Source organism: Kribbella sp. NPDC051770 (assembly GCF_040681455.1).
Classification (GTDB): domain Bacteria; phylum Actinomycetota; class Actinomycetes; order Propionibacteriales; family Kribbellaceae; genus Kribbella.
On the sequence record NZ_JBFAYT010000002.1, the window covers coordinates 507,916 to 527,566 of the forward strand.

Genomic DNA, 19,651 nt, shown 5'->3' on the forward strand with positions numbered 1-19,651 from the left:
CGGCGACACGTCAGCCGTTACACATTCACGACAGGTGCCCTATCGTCGGAGAGTATGACCCCTGTCACCCGCAGTACCGCCCTGCTGCTGACCTCCGCCGTGCTCGGCAGCCTCGTCATCTCGCCGTCCGCCGCCGCCCCGCCGGAGGAGCGCCGCGACATCGGCTACCACCAGTGGACGTCACCGCTGGACTTCCTGGCCGGCCAGCACCAGGGCACGTCGATGGCCGGCGGCAACCTGGTCTTCCGCAAGCCCACCGGTACGACGGCGTACGTCGACCCGTTCGGCGACGGCACTCCCAAGACCTACGAGCAGGCCAGCTGGGTCTCGCCGGAGGTCCGGCCCGGCTTCGGCCTGACCGAGCTCGTCGCCTCCTGGAACGCCACCACACCGGCCGGCACCTGGATCGAGGTGTCGATGTCGGGTCGCTCCGACCTGGGGACGAGCACCAAGTGGTACGTGCTCGGCCGCTGGACCAGTGGCGACGACAGCATGCACCGCACCTCCGTACCTGACCAGGAGGACACCGTCGGCGACGTCGCGGTCGACACCTTCGTGGCCAACGACGGGCACTCGCTGGACCGCTGGCGGCTCAAGGTGACCCTGTTCCGTCAGGCCGGGAGCCGGCAGGCCCCGGTGGTCCGCTCGGTCGGCGCCATGGCGTCGCGGCTGCCTGACGCCGAGACTGTGCCGGTCAGCCGGGGCGGTGGCGCCTGGGGCAAGGTGCTGGACGTCCCGACGTACTCGCAGGAGACGCACATCGGGCACTACCCGCAGTGGGACAACGGCGGCGAGGCCTGGTGCTCGGCGACGTCCACCGCGATGGTGCTGGACTACTGGCGAGCCGGACCGACCAAGCGCGAGACCAGCTGGGTCGACCCGGCCGACGCGGACCCGCAGGTCGACCACTCGGCCCGGATGGTCTTCGACTACGACTACGACGGCGCCGGGAACTGGCCCTTCAACACGGCGTACGCCGGAACCCGCAAGGTGGACGCCTTCGTCACCCGGCTGCGCTCGTTGACCGAGGCCGAGCAGTTCATCAAGGCCGGGATCCCGCTGGTCGCGTCGCTGTCGTTCGAGAAGGACGAGCTGCCCGGCGCCGGCTACGGGACCAACGGGCACCTGATGGTGATCGTCGGCTTCGACCGCAACGGCAACGTCGTCGTCAACGACCCGGCCTCGCACCTGATCAAGAGCAACGACGAGGTCCGGACGACGTACGACCGGAAGGCGTTCGAGAACGCCTGGGTGCCGCACTCGGGTGGCCTGGTCTACGTCATCCACCCGAGCTGGAAGCAGCTGCCCCGGGCCGGAGCCCAGGACAACTGGTGACCGTCAGCGGGTGAACAGAGCCCCGGTCAGGTTGGTGGTGAGGTTCCGCAGCGAGTCGGGCAGGTGCTGCAGGTGCCAGCCGCGGGGCCCGCGGTACCAGGGGAAGCCCTCGTCCTCGTCGTCGTCCACGTCGGTGGCGACGAGGGCGTCGATCCAGCGCTCCGACCCGCCCAGGACCACGGCGTACGGGAGGGCGCGCGAGCAGAGCTCGACGTGCTGGTCGCTGGGCAGCTCGCTGACGTCCATCTCCAGCAGCTCGCCGCGGATCGCCGCGACCTGGCCGAGCACCCGCCCGGCGGCCGGGGCCTTGGCGGGCATGTGCCGGCCGATCACCAGCAGGCCGACGCCGACAGCGGTGACGGCGATCCCCAGCAGGCCCCAGGTGCTGAACAGGGCGAGCAGGACGATCAGTACGACGCCCAGCACGGTCAGGCCGAGCCCGACGGTCGTCCACAGCGAGCGGGTCCGGTCCGGGCGCTCGGTGAACCAGCCGCGCTTCACGACACCGTCGTACAGGGCGTCCTGGACCTGGCCGAGGTTCGCCCGGACCTGCGGGCCGAGCTCGGAGACCAGGACCGTGTCGTTGTCGCCGAAGATCGCGCGGACCAGGACGTTCTCGTAGCGCTGCAGCTCCTCCGAGGGCGCGTTGGCGACCCGCTTCAGCTGCCAGTCCGGCCGGGCGTACTCGTTGGCGTGCTCGAGCTCGGTGATGGTCAGGTGGCCGCGGACCGCCAGGTCGATGATGGTGGCGGTCACGTCGACCGGGTCGATCCGCTCGTCGATCAGCGTGCCGACCTCGCCGGGGCGCAGGTCGGCCGGCGGCGTGAAGTCGATCCGGGTGTCCTGACCGAGGCTGAACAGCGACGCCGGGACGACGCGGCTCGGGTCGACCTGGTCGCGGCCGCGGAGCCGGTACAGCGCGAGCAGGGCGCCGGCGCCGAGCAGCAGCACGAGCAGCGCCGTGACCAGCTGGGCGGCGTCGGTGGAGAAGGCCCGCGTGAAGGTCTTGCGGTACTCGACGATCGAGTTCGCGGCGATCTCGCCGGACGGGAAGCCGACCGTCATCCGAACCGTGTTGCCCGGCGGCAGACCCTGCTGGCGGAAGGTCGGCCCGGCGGTCTCGCCGAGCTGGGCCAGCGTGCACGGGTGGTTGCTGTCCACCGCGCCGGCCACGCAGAACACGTGCGAGACCTCGGGGGTGCTGTAGACGATGTTCGCGTCCTGCACGGTGTACGACAGGCCGGTCAGCGGCGCGAACCGGACCTCGGTGCCGTTCAGCGTGCTGGCGACCGCGCCGCGCACGGTGTAGGTGAAGTCCAGCTGCGCGTCGCCGCTGACGTCCTCGACCGCGATCGAGGTGATGTCACCGTCGACGCTCTGCTCGGCCTTCTTCGTCTCGCCGCCGGCCTTGACCTGCAGGTCCTCGATCTTCTGCACGTGGTCGACGTCGTCGGGCAGGTGGTCGCGGGTGAGCAGGAACCGGGTGAAGGTCCCGGTCACGTTGCTCAGCTTCCACGTCTCGGAGACCTTCAGGGCGCCGTCGCGGTCCACCCGGATCTCACTGTCGTAGTTGGTCACCACCGGGTCGGCGGCAGCTCCGAGACCGGACGCGCCGGCCTGAGCACCGGTCACGACCAGGATTCCGAGAGCGCACAGGGACACCCCGAGCAGACGTAGACGCATCGCCCAATCACACCGTATCGAGAGGGTCAGGAAGGTCGGCTCCCTGCGGTACGACGTGCAGCGGCCGCTTGCAGGGGCACCTTACCGGTACTCGTGCCCGATGCAACGATTCCGTCAGGTGGACCAGGCCGGACCAGTGGGCGGGTCGCCCCCGGACTCGGATAGCGTCTGGCGGGTGCGGCTTCGCCCCGAGCCGCGTCGTGACCGCCGGCCGGGGCGCTGGAGAGTGTGCGTGTCCGACAACCAGTGGGGACCTCCTGGTCAGTACCCGCAGCAGCCACCGCAGGGGCCGTACCAGCCACCTGGCCAGTACCCGCCACCGCAGCAGTACGGGCAGCCGCAGTACGGACAGCAGCCGCAGTACGCCGGTCCGCCGCAGCAGGGCGGACCGGGCCAGCAGCCGCCGTACGGCGGGCAGGTGCCGCCGCCCGGACCGCTGGCGCCGCAGCCGTGGCAGACGCAGCCGAACTACACCGCCCGCCCGCCGATGCAGCAGCTCCCGCACGGCATGGGCTGGGGCGCACCGCCTCCCGGCGGGCCACGGCCGCCGAAGAAGAAGAGCAAGGCGATCTGGTTCATCGCGCCGCTGATCGTCGTCGCGGTCGCGTTCGTCGGCCTGCGGATCGTCAGCATCGTGCTGAAGAGCAACGGCCCGGACGACTACTCCAGCCCGACCGTCCCGGTGTCGACGTACTCGCCGACCAGCGACCCCTCGGTCAGCCCGACCGGTGAGCCGACCAGCGTGCCGACCGCGCCGCGCACCACGCAGCCGACCGTGACCCGGCCGACCGCGCCGCGGACCAGCACCACCACCCCGCCGGTCAAGCGTGGCCCGACCGACTACGAGATGGTCAGCCGGAACCGGATCTACTCGACCGGTGTGATGGCCGGCACCGGCTGCAAGGAGAGCAGCGCCCGCCCGGCCAACACCGCCGGCGCCAACCGGAACTACGTCCAGCTGAAGGCCTGCCTGGCCCGCGCGTGGACGGCGCAGGTCCGCCGCTCCGGCGCGACCTTCCGCCAGCCGACCGTGGTCAGCTTCACCGGCACGGTCCAGTCGCCGTGCGGCGGCACGATGAGCGACACCGGCCCGCCGTTCTACTGCAGCGCCAACGAGACCATCTACATGAACCTGCGCGAGGACATCGGCAACTACGGCCGGTACGACAAGGTCTGGGCGCGGATGTGGATGCTGCACCAGTTCGCGCACGAGTACGGGCACCACATCCAGCACCTGACCGGCATCCTCGCGGCCAACCACAACATGCGCTACGAGGCCCCGGACCGGACCAGCGCGCTGGAGATGACCCGGCGGCTGGAGCTGCAGGCCTCCTGCTTCAGCGACGTGTTCATCGGCGCCAACCGGCGGACCTACCCGGTCACCGGCCGGTCGCTGTCGCAGTGGCGGTTCCTGATCGTCAACGTGACCGACTACGGCAACGACCACGGCGACGCCCCCAACCACCAGTACTGGGCGCTGCGCGGGTTCAACAGCCGCAACCCGGGCGCCTGCAACACCTTCACGGCACCGTCGGCACGCGTCCGCTAGCGCGCGGGCGGGGTCGTCACGGATGATCACCCCAGCAATGTGCTGACGTGGCCGGGTGGGGATGGATAGCCTGGCCGTCCGGATCACGCCCTGTGTGTCCCGGGGGGATGAGGAACAACCGTGTCTGACCAGGACTGGAGCGCACCACCAGGAGCACCGCCGGGACCGATGCCCGACGGGTCGATACCGCTCTATGCCAGTTACCCGCTACCCGGTACGCCGGGTGGCGGTCCCGCGTTGCCGCAGGTGGGCTGGGGGCCCGAGCTCGGCGGTGACCGGTTCCGGCACGGCGGTCCGCCGCGCAAGCGCCGTACCGGCCTGCTGGCCGGGCTGCTGCTGCTCGGCGGGGTCGGTGCGCTCGTGCTGATCAGCGCTGTCGCGCTCCGCGAGAGCAGCGCGCCCACTGTCGCGCCGTCGTACGGGCCGGGGGTGGCGCCGACCAGCGCGACCGCGACGCCGACAGCGCCCGACGACAGCTCCTCCGGAACCCCTGGAGTGCCCGGAGCGTCGCAGCGCAATGCAGCGATCGTCCAGACCGACGGGTTCTACCGCAGCGGGGTGCAGAAGACGGTGAACTGCCGCGAGCCGCAGATCCCGCTGGCGACCGCGGCCGCCGTACAGGGCTACTACGCCAACCTGATCGGCTGCCTGAACCGGGCCTGGACGCCGCTGGTCCGGGCCGGGCAGGACGAGTACGCCGCACCGCGGGTGATCTTCTGGGCCGGTACCGTCCAGTCACCGTGCACCAGTTCGTCGCCGACGTCGTTCTACTGCGCGGCGAACCGGACGCTCTACCTGAAGTACGAGGACGACATCAAGCTGTGGAACCGGGCGGGTGACGCCGCCAACCGGTCCTTCTCACGGATGTGGGCCTCGTACACGGCGGGGCACGAGTTCGGGCACCACCTGCAGCAGCTGGCCGGGATCCTGCCGGCCGCCGCGCAGCTCGAGTACGACGCGCCCGACCAGGACGCCCGGCTCGAGGTGAGCCGGCGGATCGAGCTGCAGGCGTCCTGCCTGGGGGCTGCTTTCCTGGGGGCCAACCAGGCGTCGTACGGGATCACCGGGCTCGATCTGACCATCTACCGGCGTTACGTCGAGGCGCAGACCGGGGATGAGAACAACCGTGGCGGCCCACGGGACCACGGGGCGCGGGTCAGTCACCAGTACTGGACCGCGCGGGGCTTCAACACTGTCAACAGCGCGAATTGCAACACGTTCACGGCTTCGGCCAGCAAGGTCTCGTGAGGAGTATCGATGTCGGACAACTGGAATCCACCCCCTGGGCGGGAGCCGTCGGAGCCGGAGGGCGAACAGCCCGAAGGCAACCCTGGCACGCCCCCGCGGGATGGCCAGTCGCCCCGCTGGTGGACCGACTCCACCGACAAGCCCGATGAATACCTGAAGCCCGGCAGCCAGCGGGAGGACAAGGTCGCACCGCCCCCGACCGAGCCGCCCGCCGCGCCGCAGTGGTACACCCCCGGCCTCGGCGACCAGCCGCCGGCCGGCGGTCAGCCGAGCAACCCCGGCTGGAACCTCCCGCCACAGCCGGCCACCCCGCCGCGCGGCCAGCACTCGGCCCCGCCACCCACCGCTCCCCGCCCGAGCAACACCAGCGGCTACCGCTCCCACACCGGCACCGGCAACACCCCGCCGACCGGTGGAGCCCACGCGGCAGGCCCGCAGGCGAGCGGTGGCAACCCTCAAGGACAGAACCCACAGAGACCTCCACAGGGTGGTGGCGCTCCGCAGGGACCTGCTCAGACTGGTGGCAACCCACAGGGTCCTGCTCAGTCTGCTGGTGGGTTCACCGGCTCCTGGCCGAGCAGCTCTACCGGTCCCGTCCAGCCTCCGCCGTCCGGGGGCTGGCCGGGTCCGAACACCGGGCCGCAGCAGCCGCAGAACCCGTGGTCGACCGGCGCAGCTGGTGGGGGTGGCTGGCAGCAGCCGCCGAACGGGCCGCAGGGTGGTCAGCCGAGCTGGCAGTACCCGCCGATCCCGATTCCGAAGCCGCCGGGCCCGGGGCGTCGCCGCAAGCCGCGCACGCTGTCCAAGGGGCTGCTGATCATGCTGGTCGCGCTCGCCGTCCTCGTGGTCGGCTCCGGGGTGACCGTCGCGCTCAAGCTGACCGGTGACGACACCCCGACCACCCCGGTCGCCGTCGACTCCCCGTCGGAGACGCCTTCGGAGACCCCGAGCGAGACGCCCAGCCTGACGCCCTCGCCGACCCCCACCCCGAAGCCGACGCCGAAGCCCCCGCCGAAGCCGCGGCAGCCCACGCCGTACGAGACGGTCGCCAAGAACAAGATCTACTCGGTCGGCGTCCTGCAGGCGACCAAGTGCGTCGAGCCGCCGTACCGGCCGACCACCTTCGCCGCGACCAAGGCGTACTACCAGCGGATCCTGCCCTGTCTGAACCGCACCTGGTACCTGGCGCTGAAGAAGGCCGGCCTGCCGTTCCGGGCGCCGCACCTGATCGTCTACGCGAACACCGTGAAGACCCCGTGCGGTGTCGAGCGTGGCACCCGCGGCTACTACTGCGGCGCGAACGAGGCGATCTACATGCCGTTCAACGTCGACTACAACAACTACAAGATCAACCCGAACTACACCCGGGCCTGGATGCTGAACACGATCGCCCACGAGTACGGGCACCACATCCAGCAGCTGACCGGGATCTTCCGGGCCAGCTTCGCCCGGCAGGCGACGATGGCCGACCCGAACCTGCGGCTGCTGGAGTCCCGGCGCCGCGAGCTGCAGGCGGCCTGCTTCGGCTCGGCCTACCTCGGGACAAACGCGCCGTTCATCCCGATGCGCGGCGACCTGCTGAACAACTGGAAGTTCGCCGTCGCCAACGCCGGTGACGAGTTCAGCAAGCCGAAGGTCCGCGACCACGGGTCGAAGGTCAACCACAACCGCTGGTCGACCCGCGGCTTCACGTTCAAGAACCCGATCTACTGCAACACCTTCAGCACCAACCCGCAGTACACGAGCTAGAACAGGCGGCGGGACGCGGTCAGCGTCCCGCCGAACGTGGTGACGAAGCTGCTCAGCGACTCCCCGATGTCGGACAGGTGCCAGTTCTCCGGACCGGAGTACCAGCCGATGCCGGCGTCGGGGTCGTCGTCGTCATCGGTGGCGGCGATCTCCAGCGCCCACTTCTCGGTCAGCCCGAGCACAGCGGCGTACGGCAGGCAGCGGGACGCGAACTCGAGCCGGTGGCTCTGCGGCAGGCTGGCGGAGGTCTCCTCGGCCAGGTACCGCTGCAGACCGCCGACACGACCCAGTACGGCGGCGCCGCGCGCCGTCCGCGCCGGAGCGACCTGTCCGGCCAGCGCCAGCGCCACACCGGCCAGGATGACCGCCAGGCCGACCAGCCCGAACTTGGTGACCACGGCGAGCACGATGGTCAGCACCACACCAGCGCCGACCAGCACGAGACCGGCGGTGATCCAGCGGTTCCGTACGGCGTCCGGCCGGCTGGCGAACCAGCCCTGCGTGACGACGTCGGCGTACAGCTGCTCGCGAACCAGGTTGAGCCGGGGCCGCAGCGCGTTGCCCAGCGTGGACACCTGGACGGTGTCGCCGTCGGCGAAGACCGCGTCGAGCAGGGCCTTCTCGTACGGCAGCAGCTCGGGCCCGCCCTGGTTGAGCCGGACCAGCTGCCAGTCGTGCCGGCCGAACTGCGTCTCGCGGGGCAGCTCGACGATCGTCAGGTAGTTGCGCACGGCAAGGTCCAGCAGGGTCGCGGTGATGTCGACGACGTCGGCCGACTCGTCCACCACGGTGCCGACCTGCCCCGGGCGGATCCCGTCCGGCGCCGCGAACTGCGGCCCGTCGGTGCCGTCGAGCACCGGACGCTCGGTCGCACCGGTGCCGGTCTTGCCCGCGTCGCGGCCCTTGAAGAACCAGAGCGCGGCGGCACCCAGGACGCCGAGCCCGAGCAGCAGCGCGCTCAGCCCGACCGTCGAGGAGTCGGCGGTGAACGCGTGGTGCAGCGACCAGCGGGTCTTGAACTCGGCGTTCGGCGTGACCGTCGCCTGGCCGCTCAGCCCGGTCAGGAAGGTGACCCGGCCACCGGCCGGGACCTGCAGCTGCTCGATCACGATCTCGGCCGACTCGCCCAGCTGGAACGAGGTGCACGGCATGCTCGACCCGATCCGGCCGGCGAAGCAGGTCACCCAGGTCGCGAACGGGATGTTGACCGACAGCGTCGCCTTCGGGACCGCCGTACCGAAGCCCTGGAGGATCGGCCAGCTGACCTCGCGGCCCTCGGTGGAGTCGGCGACGACGTTGTCGACCTCGTAGCTGTAGACGATCTTGGACTGGCCGGACGTGTTCACCGTCAGTTCGCGGCCGTTGTCGATCTCCTTGTCGCTGAAGCCGCCGGCCGGCTGGCCGTTGACCGTCGCCGACACGTTGCTGACCTCGTAGACCCGGTCGTCGTCGGCGTTGGAGCGGACCCGCGTGGCGAGCGTGCGCACGAAGGTGCTGCCCCCGGCCGCGACGTCGACGGTCTCCTTGACCTGGAGCACGCCCTCCCCGGTCAGCGTCGCCTCGGCGGCGTACGCCGTGATCTGGTCGCCGGCCGCCTGGGCCGGCAGCGCGCCCACGGCAACGAACGGGACCGCGAGCGTGACGAGCAGGGCAGCCGGTAGGAGGCGGCGCTTCAGTGACATGGGGTGAGAGTAGTCTCGGGGCGGTTCGCCCAGCGAACCCGCTACGACCTGCCACCGGCACAGAAGGGGACCTGCGTCCAGTGAGCAACCCGTACGACCACAACCGCCCGCAGGACCGGCCGCAGGGCTACCGCCCGCCGGCTCCGCCGCCTGGTGTGCTGCCTCCGCCGCAGCCGGGCCAGTGGCAGCAGCAGCCCCCGCAGCAGTGGCAGTACCCCCAGGGCCAGTACCCCCAGCAGGGTCAGTACCCGCAGCAGGGCCAGTACCAGCAGCCCGGTCAGTACCCGCAGTACCAGCAGCCGTACTACGGCGGCCCGAACCACTTCAACGGCTTCCAGCCGCAGCGGCGGCGGCCCAGTGCCGCGCGGTACATCGTGCTCGGGATCTTCGCGCTCGCCTTCATCGGCGTCACCCTCGCGGTCGTCGGCTCGGTGCTGACCGGCGGCTCCGACACCACCGCGATCCCGGAGAACAGCGGCCCGTCGATCGTCCCCACCGCGACCACCAAGCCGGACAAGGGCACCGCCGAGGACTACCTGGTCAACAGCACGCTCTACAGCGCCGGCGGCCTCGGCGAGGTGGACTGCCCGGCCGAGAAGCTCGGCGACGGCAGCCTGGCGGCGCAGAAGGTCTACTACCAGAAGCTGTTCAAGTGCCTGAACGACGCCTGGCGCCCGGCGCTGAACAAGATCGGCGTGAACAAGCCGGACCCGGGCCTGGTCGTGTTCGACAAGCCGGTGAACACGCCGTGCGGTGCGTTCAAGCCGCTGTCCGGCCGGGTGCTCGCCTTCTACTGCTACGGCAACCAGGTGATGTACACCGACGTGCTGCAGATGAACAAGGCGTTCGGGCCCAAGGAGGACCTGGCGTACCTGATGACCATCGCGCACGAGTACGGCCACCACATCCAGGGCGTCACCGAACTGTTCTACGCGCGGGCCTACTACCTGCAGGACCACCCGAGCCAGAAGCTGGAGAGCTCGCGCCGCAACGAGGTGCAGGCGTCCTGCCTGGGCGGGGTGTTCAGCCGGGCCGTGGAGAAGAGCTACCCGTTCAGCAAACGCATGAAGGAGTTCGAGTTCCAGGCCAGTCACAGCTTCGGCGAGTCCGAGGACACGCCCGCCGACGAGCGCACGCACGGACTGGCCAGCACGCAGGGCTTCTGGATCATGAACGGCTACAACATCGGCGAGACCAAGGCCTGCAACACGTTCGCGGCGCCGGCGAGCCTGGTGAAGTAGCCACGCGCGTGGCGCGAGGTTAATTCGTCGTTCAACAGATCGCAGTATCATCCGGCCCGTGACGTTGCGACGGGGGGACAGTGCGCCACCCGAGCGCACCCTGGTGGACATCCTGCACGAGACGGCCGCGCGGTACCCCGACGATCCCGCGCTGGACGACTCGCACGTCAGCCTGAGCTACCGCGAACTGCTGGCCCAGGTGGGCCGGTTCGCGGCCCGGCTGACGGCGCTCGGGGTCGGGCCGGGCGACCGGGTCGGCGTCCGGATCTCGTCCGGGCACAACGACCTGTACGTCGCGATCCTGGGCACGCTGCAGGCCGGGGCGGCGTACGTGCCGGTGGATGCGGACGACCCCGAGGAGCGCGCCGAACTGGTCTTCGGCGAGGCGGCGGTCGCGGCGATCGTCACCGATGGCTTGGAGATCACCAGCAAGCGCGCAGGCGGTCCGGACGAGGACGGGTACTACGACTTCCCGTACTCCGCGCGGATGGATCAGCCTGGTGAGACCGGTGGGCCGGTTCCGGCGACCGACGGGCCGACGCCCGACGACGACGCGTGGATCATCTTCACCTCGGGCTCGACCGGCGTCCCGAAGGGTGTCGCCGTCAGCCACCGCTCGGCAGCGGCCTTCGTCGACGCCGAGGCCCGGATGTTCCTGCAGAAGGAGCCGATCGGCTCCGACGACCGCGTGCTGGCCGGCCTCTCCGTCGCCTTCGACGCGTCCTGCGAGGAGATGTGGCTCGCCTGGCGGTACGGCGCTTGTCTGGTTCCCGCGCCGCGCTCGCTGGTCCGCAGCGGTATGGACCTCGGCCCGTGGCTGGTCGCGCAGGGCATCACCGTGGTCTCGACCGTCCCGACGCTGGCCGCGCTCTGGCCCGCGGACGCACTGGACGCCGTCCGCCTGCTGATCTTCGGCGGTGAGGCCTGCCCGCCCGAGCTGGCCGAGCGGCTCGCGATCGACGGCCGCGAGGTGTGGAACACCTACGGCCCGACCGAGGCGACCGTGGTCGCCTGCGGCGCGCCGCTGACCGGCGAGGGTCCGGTCCGGATCGGCCTGCCGCTGGACGGCTGGGACCTCGCAGTGGTCGATGCCCAGGGCAATGAAGTGGCCGAGGGCGAGATCGGTGAGCTGATCATCGGCGGCGTCGGCCTGGCCCGGTACCTGGACCCGGCCAAGGACGCCGAGAAGTTCGCGCCGATGCCGTCGCTGGGCTGGGAGCGCGCGTACCGCAGCGGCGACCTGGTCCGCAAGGACGAGGCCGGCCTGATCTTCCAGGGCCGCGCCGACGAGCAGATCAAGCTCGGCGGCCGCCGGATCGAGCTGGGCGAGGTGGACGCCGCGCTGCAGGCGCTGCCCGGGGTCTCGGGTGCCGCGGCCGCCGTACGGACCAATGCCGGAGGCAACCAACTCCTGGTCGGCTACGTGGTCGCCGACGAGCCGTTCGACCAGAAGGCCGCCTCGGAACGCCTGCGCGAAGCCCTCCCGGCCGCGCTGGTCCCGCTGCTCGCGATCACCGACACCCTCCCGACGCGGACGTCCGGCAAGGTCGACCGCAACGCGCTCCCCTGGCCGCTGCCGGGGATGGACAGCGACGGCCCGGCCGCCGAGCTTGACGGTACGGCGGGCTGGCTGGCCGAGCGCTGGACGGCGGTGCTCGGCGCCAAGGTCACCGGCCCGGACAACGACTTCTTCCTGCACGGCGGCGGCAGCCTCGCGGCGGCCCAACTGGTCTCGGCGCTGCGTGAGCGGTACGCCGAGATCACCGTCGGCGACATCTACGAGTACCCGCGGCTCGGCGCGCTGGCCGACCGGCTGGACGCGTCGACCGCGACGTACGAGCCGGTGGAGGTCCGCGAGATCCGGCCGACGCCGCCGGGCACGCAGCTGCTGCAGACGGCGCTGACCCTGATCCTGCAGACCGTCGTCGGCGCGCGCTGGCTGGTCTACCTGTTCACGCTGAACAACGTGCTCGCGCTGACCGCCGGCGACCACCCGTGGATGCGCACGGTGTCCTGGTGGTGGATCTTCGTCGGCTGGCTGCTGCTCATCACCCCGGCCGGCCGGATGGGCATCGCTGTCCTCGGCGCCCGCATCCTGCTTCGCGGCCTGAAGCCCGGCGTCTACCCGCGCGGCGGCAACGTGCACGTCCGCCTCTGGGCCGCGGAGAACCTGGCCGACGCGGCCGGTGCCGCGAACCTGGCCGGCGCACCCTGGATCGCGTACTACGCCCGCGCGCTCGGCGCGAAGATCGGCCGCGGCGTCGACCTGCACACGCTCCCACCGGTGACCGGGCTGCTGACGATGGGCCGCGGCGCCTCGATCGAGCCCGAGGTCGACCTGTCCGGGTACTGGATCGACGGCGATCAGCTGCACGTCGGCGCGGTCCAGGTCGGTGCCGAGGCGGTGATCGGCTCCCGCAGCACGCTGCTGCCCGGTGCGGAGATCGGCCGCGGCGCCGAGGTCGCCGCCGGGTCCGCGGTCTCCGGCAAGGTCCCGGCGAACGAGCGCTGGTCCGGCTCCCCCGCCAGCCGGATCGGTCGCGCTCGCCGCCCATGGCCCGAGGAACGCCCGGCCCGCGCGCCTTGGTGGGTGCTCGCGTACGGCGCTGCCTCGGCGCTGATGTCGCTGCTTCCGGTCGCCGCCGCCGTCGCTGCGATCGTCGTACTGGGGAAGTACATCCAGGGCACCGAGTCGCTGGGCGACGCCGCGCTGAAGGCGCTGGCCGCGGTGCCGCTGATGACACTGGTCGGTTTCGTGACGCTGGCGGTGCTGACGCTGATCGGCGTCCGGGTGCTCGGGCTCGGGATCAAGCCGGGGCACTACCCGGTGCGCAGCCGGATCGGCTGGCAGGTGTGGGCGACCGAGCGGCTGCTCGACTCGGCCCGGACGCTGCTCTTCCCGCTGTACGCGAGCCTGCTGACGCCGTGGTGGCTGCGCGCGCTCGGCGCGAAGATCGGCCGCGACGTCGAGGCGTCGACCGTGCTGCTGCTGCCGAAGATGACCACCGTCGGTGACGGCGCCTTCCTCGCCGACGACACGATGATCGCGTCGTACGAGCTGGGCGGCGGCTGGCTGCACGTGGCCGGCGCGAAGGTCGGCAAGCGCGCCTTCCTGGGCAACTCGGGGATGACCGCGCCGGGCCGTTCGGTGCCGAAGAACGGGCTGGTCGCCGTCCTGTCGGCTGCTCCGAAGAAGTCGAAAGCCGGTACGTCGTGGCTCGGCAGCCCGCCGGTGAAGCTGCGCCGGCAGGCCGTCGCGGGCGACCAGAGCCGGACCTTCAACCCGCCGTACCGGTTGAAGGTGGCGCGGGCGCTGGTCGAGCTGTGCCGGTTCGTCCCGATGATGTGCACGGTGCTGATCGCGCTCGGTGTGCTGTTCGCCCTGCAGGCGCTGGACGTCTGGATCGGGCCGTGGTGGACGCTGCTGCTGTCCGGCGCGGTGATCCTGGCCGCGGGCGCGGTCGCGGGCGGGATGGCGACGGTCGCCAAGTGGGTGATCGTCGGCCGGACCCGCGCGGTCGAGTACCCGCTGTGGAGCTCGTTCGTCTGGCGCAACGAGGTCGTCGACAGCTTCGTCGAGCTCGTCGCCGCGCCCTGGTTCGCCAACGCCGCCGCCGGTACGCCGGTGCTGGCGCTCTGGCTGCGCACGCTCGGCGCGAAGATCGGCAAGGGCGTCTGGTGCGAGACGTACTGGTTGCCGGAGGCCGATCTGATCACGCTCGGCGACGGTGCCACGGTGAATCGCGGGTGCGTGCTCCAGACGCATCTGTTCCATGACAGGGTGATGTCCATGAGTACCGTCACCTTCGCCCCGGGATCGACGCTCGGACCGCACGGGATCGTGCTGCCGGCCGCATCGGTCGGTGCGGGCGCCACCGTCGGCCCGGTCTCGCTGGTGATGCGCGGCGAGAGTGTCCCGGCCGGGACCCGCTGGGCCGGCAACCCGATCGCACCCTGGCAGGGTTGATGGTCGCCGGCGCACAGAGCCGGGGTCAGCAGGGCGCGGACACGGCAGGTGACCCGTACGTCCCCTCGCACGGCAACGGCGGCTACTCCGTCGAGCACTACGAGCTCGACCTCGACTACCGGGTCAGCAGCAACCGCCTGACCGGCAAGGCCACGATCACTGCGGTCGCGACGCACGCGCTGTCGCGGCTGTCGCTGGACCTGGTCGGCCTGCGGGTGGCCAAGGTGCTCGTCAACGGCCGCCGCGCGGCCCGCTACGCGCACCGCTCCGGCAAGCTGCACGTCACGCCCGCCGCGGTGATCCCCGACGGCGCGGAGTTCGTCGTCGACGTCCAGTACTCCGGGAACCCGGCGCCGGCCGACAGCCCGTGGGGCGAGCTCGGCTGGGAGGAGCTGACCGAGGGCGTCATCGTGGCCAGCCAGCCCAGCGGCGCGGCCACCTGGTTCCCCTGCAACGACCACCCCGGCGACAAGGCGCACTACCGGATCACGGTCACCACCGACTCGCCGTACCACGTGGTGGCGAACGGGCGGCTGGTGTCACGGCGTACGAAGGCCAGCAGGACCAGCTGGGTCTACGACCAGGCAGCGCCGATGGCGACGTACCTGGCGACCATCCAGATCGGCCGGTACGACGTACTGGAGCTGGCGGCGTCACCGGTCACCCAGCGGGCGGCGCTGCCACAGGCGCTGATCAAGGACTTCCGGACCGACTTCGGCCGGCAGCAGGACATGATGAAGGTGTTCTGCGCGCTCTTCGGGCCGTACCCGTTCACGGCGTACACGGTGGTGGTGACCGACGACCCGCTGGAGATCCCGCTGGAGGCGCAGGGCATCTCCGTGTTCGGCAGCAACCACGTGGATGGCCGGCGCGGGTCGGAGCGGCTGGTGGCGCACGAGCTGGCCCACCAGTGGTTCGGCAACAGCCTGACTCCCGCGACGTGGCAGCACATCTGGCTGAACGAGGGCTTCGCCTGCTACGCCGAGTGGCTGTGGTCGGAGGAGTCCGGTGGGCTGTCGGCCAACCAGCAGGCCTCGCGGGCACACAGCAGGCTGTCCGGGCTCGACCAGGAGCTGGTGCTGTCCGACCCCGGGCCGGACCTGATGTTCGACGACCGGCTCTACAAGCGCGGTGCGATCACCCTGCACGTGCTGCGGTTGCAGCTCGGTGACGAGACGTTCTTCGACCTGCTGCGGACGTGGACCCGGACGTACCGGCACGGGTCGGTCACGACCGAGGACTTCATCTCGCTGGCCGTGTCGGTTGCTCCTGACCCCGATGCCGTGCAGGAGCTGTTTTCCGTGTGGCTGGACGAGGCCGAGCTGCCACCGTTGCCCAGGGCCCCTCGCCGGCGGCGCTGACTCACGGCCTGGCTGCAGCGACCGCTGCAGCCACGAAGCGTTCCAGCAGGACCGAGCGCTCGACCCAGGCGACGCCGATCCACCAGCTGGCGGCCTTGCCGGGGATGGGGATCAGGTCGACGGCCTGCGGGCTGATCGCCGCAGCACTCACCGGTACGACGGCAGCGCCGACCCCGGCGGCGACGAGCGCCAGGACGGTCTGGAGGTCGTCGGCCTCCTGCAGCACCTGCGGGCGGCAGCGGAGTTCGTCGTACAGACGGTTGATCTGGGTGACGAGGCCGGGGCCGCGGGCTGACCGCAGGCTGACGATCGGCCGCTCGTCGAGCCAGGCGCCGAACTCGGCCGCAGTCGACGGCGGCTTGGCTGTCGACTTGGCGGGGACCGCGAGCGCCAGCCGGTCCTGACGGAGGCGGCGGACGCTGATCCCCTCCGGCGCGGGCAGCCGGACGAAGCCGACCTGCAGCGTGCCGGCGAGCAGCCGCTCGCACTGCACCGCCGACGACATGTCCTCCAGCGAGACCTCGACGCCCGGGTGCCGGCGGCGGAACAACGCGACCGCCTGCGGCGCGACCTGGATGCCGGACAGGCCGAACCCGACCGCCAGCGTCCCGTCCGCCCCGGCCGCGACCGACACCGCCCGCCGCTCGAAGGCGTCCGCCCGAGCGAGCAGATCGAGGGCGTCAGGCAACAACGCCTCGCCGGCCGTCGTCAGCCGGGCGCCTTGGCGACCGCGGACGAACAGCGTCGCGCCGACGCGACGCTCGAGCAGCTGCAGCTGTTTGGTGACGGCCGGCTGGCTCGTCGCCAGCTCACTCGCGGCCGCGCTCACGTTGCCGGTCCGCGCCACCGTGGCGAAGGTCCGGAGCAGCCGCAGTTCCATAACCACAGGATATGGATAAACCTGTGGATATCATTGGACGGCATGCTCGGTCCGGCGGAATCCTGGACTTCCAGCCCTGAGGAGAAGCCGATGCCGCGTGTTGCCGTCGTCCAGTTCGAGGCCGTCCCGGACGCTCCGGACGCCAACTTGTCCACAGTCCGGCGCCTGGCCCGGGAGGCTGTGGACAACGGTGCCGAGCTGGTGGTGTTCCCCGAGCTGTGCCTGCTCGGCTACTGGCACTTGCGCCGGCACACCGCCGTACGGCTGCACGAGCTGGCCGAGCCGCGGACCGGTCCGCTGGTGTCAGCCGTCAGCGCGCTGGCGGCTGAGCTCGGCGCGGGGGTCGGCGTCGGCTTCCTGGAGTCCGACGCGGGCCGGCTGTTCAACGCGTACGCCGTGTGCCTGCCGGACGGATCGGTGCACGTGCACCGCAAGCTGCACGCGTTCGAGCACGAGGCGATCTCGAGCGGGGACAGCTACACCGTGTTCGAGACGCCGTGGGCAACGGTCGGGGTGCTGATCTGCTGGGACAACAACCTGGTCGAGAACGTCCGCGCGACCGCCTTGCTCGGGGCAACGGTCCTGATCGCGCCGCACCAGACCGGCGGGACGAACTCGGTCAGCCCGTACGGGATGAAGCCGGTCCCGCTCGCGGTCTGGGAGCACCGCACCGAGGACCCGGCGGCGGTCGAGGCGGCCTTCAACGGCCCGAGCGGGCGCGGCTGGCTGATGCGCTGGTTACCGGCGCGGGCCCACGACAACGGGATGTTCGTGCTGTTCAGCAACGGGGTCGGCCGCGACGACGACGAGGTGCGGACCGGGAACGCGATGATCATCGACCCGTACGGGCGGATCGTCGCCGAGACTCCGGTCGCCGACGAGGCAGTGGTGGTCGCCGACCTCGACCTGGAGCTGGTGCCGACGTCGACCGGCCGCCGCTGGCTGCGCGGGCGGCGCCCGGAGCTGTACGGCGTACTGACCGAACCCCGCGGCGACGAGCTGGGCATCAGAGAGGTCAGGTTCGGCCGCACCGAAGGCTGACGCCGCCGCTCAGAAGATCAGCGCGGTGGCGATCGCGGCGATGCCCTCACCACGGCCCGTCAGGCCCAGACCGTCCGTCGTCGTCGCACTCACCGACACCTCGGCGTCGATCGCCGCGCTCATCGCCTTCTCCGCCTCTTCCCGACGGGCAGCGAAGCGCGGCCGGTTGCAGACCACCTGGACGGCGACGTTGCCGATCTCGTAGCCGGCGGCACGCACCCGGCGTGCGGCCTCGGCCAGCAGCGTCGCCCCGGAGGCGCCGGCCCACTCGGGCTCCGACGTACCGAAGTTGGAGCCGAGGTCACCGATCCGGGCCGCGGACAGCAACGCGTCGCAGACCGCGTGCGCGGCGACGTCGCCGTCGGAGTGCCCGGACGGACCGGACGTCTCCTCCGGCCAGTGCAGCCCGGCGAGCCACATCTCACGCCCGGCCTCGAGCGGGTGCACGTCGATCCCGGTGCCGACCCTTGGTGGTCTCACTGTTGCTGCCTCTCCGCCAGAATCCACTCGGCCAGCAGCAGGTCGCGCGGCCTGGTCACCTTGAACGCGTCCTCGGACCCCTCGACGGTCTGCACGGTGACGCCGAGCCGCTCGCACAGCATCGCGTCGTCGGTCGCCCCGGCCCCGCCGCCGGAATGGGCCCTGCGCAACAACTCCGGGTCGAAGCCCTGCGGGGTCTGGACGGCGACCAGCGCCGACCGGTCCGGTGTCTCGACCACCTCACCGCACGGCCCGACCCGCTTGATCGTGTCGGTCACTGGGATCACAGGGACGACGGCCGGAGCACCACCCCGGACGGCGTCGACGACGCGTTCGATCACCGCGACCGGCACGAACGACCGCGCCGCGTCGTGCACCAGCACGCAGTCGATCCCGTCGACCGGGACCAGCTCGAGCGCGGCCTTCACCGAGTCGGTGCGCTCGGCGCCGCCCGCGACGATCCGCAGGTCGGCGGCACCGACGTACGGGTCGAGCAGTTTGCCGACCACGTCCTCGGTCCCCGGCGGGACCGCGACGACAAAGCACGAGAGGCCGGCGGCGGTCGCTGCGGACAGTCCACGCACCGCGTGGACCAGCAGCGATTCGCCACCGACCTCTCGTAACGCCTTCGGTGCCTCACCACCGAGCCGCAACCCGAGACCGGCCGCCGGGATGATTGCCGCGGTGCTCATCGCGAGCCCACGCAGGGCGGTACGGTCACGGGATCCGGATCGGTTCTGACCTGGAGTGGGTCAGGAAGCGAGGACCTCGTCGAGGATGGCTTCCGCCTTGTCCTCGTTGGTGTGCTCGGCCAGGGCCAGCTCGGAGACGAGGATCTGACGTGCCTTCGCCAGCATCCGCTTCTCACCCGCGGACAGACCGCGGTCACGCTCACGGCGCCACAGGTCGCGGACGACCTCTGCCACCTTCATCACGTCACCGGAGTGCAGCTTCTCCAGGTTCGCCTTGTAACGTCGCGACCAGTTGGTCGGCTCCTCCGTGTGCGGCGCCCGCAGCACGTCGAAGACGCGCTCCAGACCAGCCTGATCCACGACGTCACGCACGCCGACGAGATCGAGGTTGCACGCGGGGACCCGGACGACCAGGTCGTTCTGAGCGACGATCCTCAAGACCAGGTAGGTCTTGTCCTCACCTTTGATCTGACGGGTCTCGATGTCCTCGATGACGGCCGCACCGTGATTGGGGTAAACAACCGTCTCGCCGACTGTGAAAGTCATATGTCACGTGCCCCTTTCCGATACCGATACTACCACGCAGTCGCTGGTCCGGCCGGGGCGTTTGCGCTGGTCAGAGCCCTGTTCCCGCCTTGACAAACGCTGTCCGGCATGCCTCGCGCGCGGGATTTGGTTGCCCGGGACACCGCCCGAAGGTGGAGCCGCCGTCGGGCCGCGGGCGCCCGGTCGCTACGCTTTGC

At 71.0% G+C, this 19,651-nt stretch carries 14 protein-coding genes; 8 read left to right on the top strand and 6 right to left on the bottom strand.

Translation table 11 applies throughout. The features are described from left to right. Positions 1-54: 54 nt before the first annotated feature. Positions 55-1,335, top strand: coding sequence for a peptidase C39 family protein (locus AB0M01_RS09025; RefSeq protein ID WP_363667162.1), 1,281 nt, complete (start codon positions 55-57; stop codon positions 1,333-1,335). Between the two features lie 3 nt (positions 1,336-1,338). On the opposite strand, the gene AB0M01_RS09030 is transcribed toward AB0M01_RS09025, so the two are convergent. Further along, entirely contained in the window at positions 1,339-3,018 is a 1,680-nt protein-coding gene (locus AB0M01_RS09030; protein ID WP_363667164.1) for a DUF2207 domain-containing protein, read from the bottom strand. Between the two features lie 232 nt (positions 3,019-3,250). Between AB0M01_RS09030 and AB0M01_RS09035 the strand changes: the two genes are divergently transcribed. The 3 genes from AB0M01_RS09035 to AB0M01_RS09045 all read left to right on the top strand — a co-directional run bounded on the left by AB0M01_RS09035 (position 3,251) and on the right by AB0M01_RS09045 (position 7,564). Further along, entirely contained in the window at positions 3,251-4,567 is a 1,317-nt protein-coding gene (locus AB0M01_RS09035; RefSeq protein ID WP_363667166.1) for a neutral zinc metallopeptidase, read from the top strand. 120 nt (positions 4,568-4,687) lie between these two features. Next, positions 4,688-5,815, top strand: a complete 1,128-nt coding sequence (locus AB0M01_RS09040) for a neutral zinc metallopeptidase (RefSeq protein WP_363667168.1) — start codon at positions 4,688-4,690, stop codon at positions 5,813-5,815. Positions 5,816-5,824: 9 nt separating this feature from the next. After that, complete coding sequence (locus AB0M01_RS09045) at positions 5,825-7,564, top strand: neutral zinc metallopeptidase (protein WP_363667170.1); 1,740 nt, start codon at positions 5,825-5,827, stop codon at positions 7,562-7,564. On the opposite strand, the gene AB0M01_RS09050 is transcribed toward AB0M01_RS09045, so the two are convergent. Then, entirely contained in the window at positions 7,561-9,246 is a 1,686-nt protein-coding gene (locus AB0M01_RS09050) for a DUF2207 domain-containing protein (RefSeq protein WP_363667172.1), read from the bottom strand. The genes AB0M01_RS09045 and AB0M01_RS09050 overlap by 4 nt on opposite strands. Positions 9,247-9,326: 80 nt before the next feature. Here AB0M01_RS09050 and AB0M01_RS09055 point away from each other — a divergent pair, with 80 nt between their 5' ends. The 3 genes from AB0M01_RS09055 to AB0M01_RS09065 are packed head-to-tail and all read left to right on the top strand — an operon-like array spanning position 9,327 to position 15,815. Then, on the top strand, positions 9,327-10,487 hold the full coding sequence (locus AB0M01_RS09055) for a neutral zinc metallopeptidase (RefSeq protein WP_363667174.1): 1,161 nt from the start codon (positions 9,327-9,329) through the stop codon (positions 10,485-10,487). A gap of 58 nt (positions 10,488-10,545) precedes the next feature. Further along, positions 10,546-14,454, top strand: a complete 3,909-nt coding sequence (locus AB0M01_RS09060; protein WP_363667175.1) for a Pls/PosA family non-ribosomal peptide synthetase — start codon at positions 10,546-10,548, stop codon at positions 14,452-14,454. Then, positions 14,454-15,815 (top strand): M1 family metallopeptidase, encoded by a 1,362-nt coding sequence (locus AB0M01_RS09065; protein WP_363667177.1) that lies wholly within the window; start codon positions 14,454-14,456, stop codon positions 15,813-15,815. The genes AB0M01_RS09060 and AB0M01_RS09065 overlap by 1 nt, the downstream gene beginning before the upstream one ends. A 1-nt stretch (position 15,816) precedes the next feature. On the opposite strand, the gene AB0M01_RS09070 is transcribed toward AB0M01_RS09065, so the two are convergent. Beyond that, a complete protein-coding gene (locus tag AB0M01_RS09070) occupies positions 15,817-16,695 on the bottom strand; it encodes a LysR substrate-binding domain-containing protein (protein ID WP_363667179.1) in 879 nt (292 codons plus the stop codon). 90 nt (positions 16,696-16,785) lie between these two features. Here AB0M01_RS09070 and AB0M01_RS09075 point away from each other — a divergent pair, with 90 nt between their 5' ends. After that, on the top strand, positions 16,786-17,736 hold the full coding sequence (locus AB0M01_RS09075; protein WP_363667181.1) for a nitrilase family protein: 951 nt from the start codon (positions 16,786-16,788) through the stop codon (positions 17,734-17,736). A 9-nt stretch (positions 17,737-17,745) separates the two neighbouring features. Here the strand turns inward: AB0M01_RS09075 and ispF are convergent, their stop codons facing one another. Genes ispF through AB0M01_RS09090 form a run of 3 tightly spaced genes read right to left on the bottom strand, consistent with a single transcriptional unit; the run spans position 17,746 to position 19,454 of the window. Beyond that, positions 17,746-18,216 (bottom strand): 2-C-methyl-D-erythritol 2,4-cyclodiphosphate synthase, encoded by a 471-nt coding sequence (gene ispF, locus AB0M01_RS09080; RefSeq protein WP_363667182.1) that lies wholly within the window; start codon positions 18,214-18,216, stop codon positions 17,746-17,748. Beyond that, the gene (gene ispD / locus AB0M01_RS09085; RefSeq protein WP_363667184.1) at positions 18,213-18,908 is read right to left on the bottom strand and encodes a 2-C-methyl-D-erythritol 4-phosphate cytidylyltransferase; all 696 of its coding nucleotides are present in this window, start codon (positions 18,906-18,908) and stop codon (positions 18,213-18,215) included. The genes ispF and ispD overlap by 4 nt, the downstream gene beginning before the upstream one ends. Positions 18,909-18,968: 60 nt before the next feature. Beyond that, positions 18,969-19,454: a CarD family transcriptional regulator gene (locus AB0M01_RS09090; protein ID WP_012918679.1), complete on the bottom strand. Its 486-nt coding sequence runs from the start codon at positions 19,452-19,454 to the stop codon at positions 18,969-18,971. Positions 19,455-19,651: the final 197 nt, after the last annotated feature.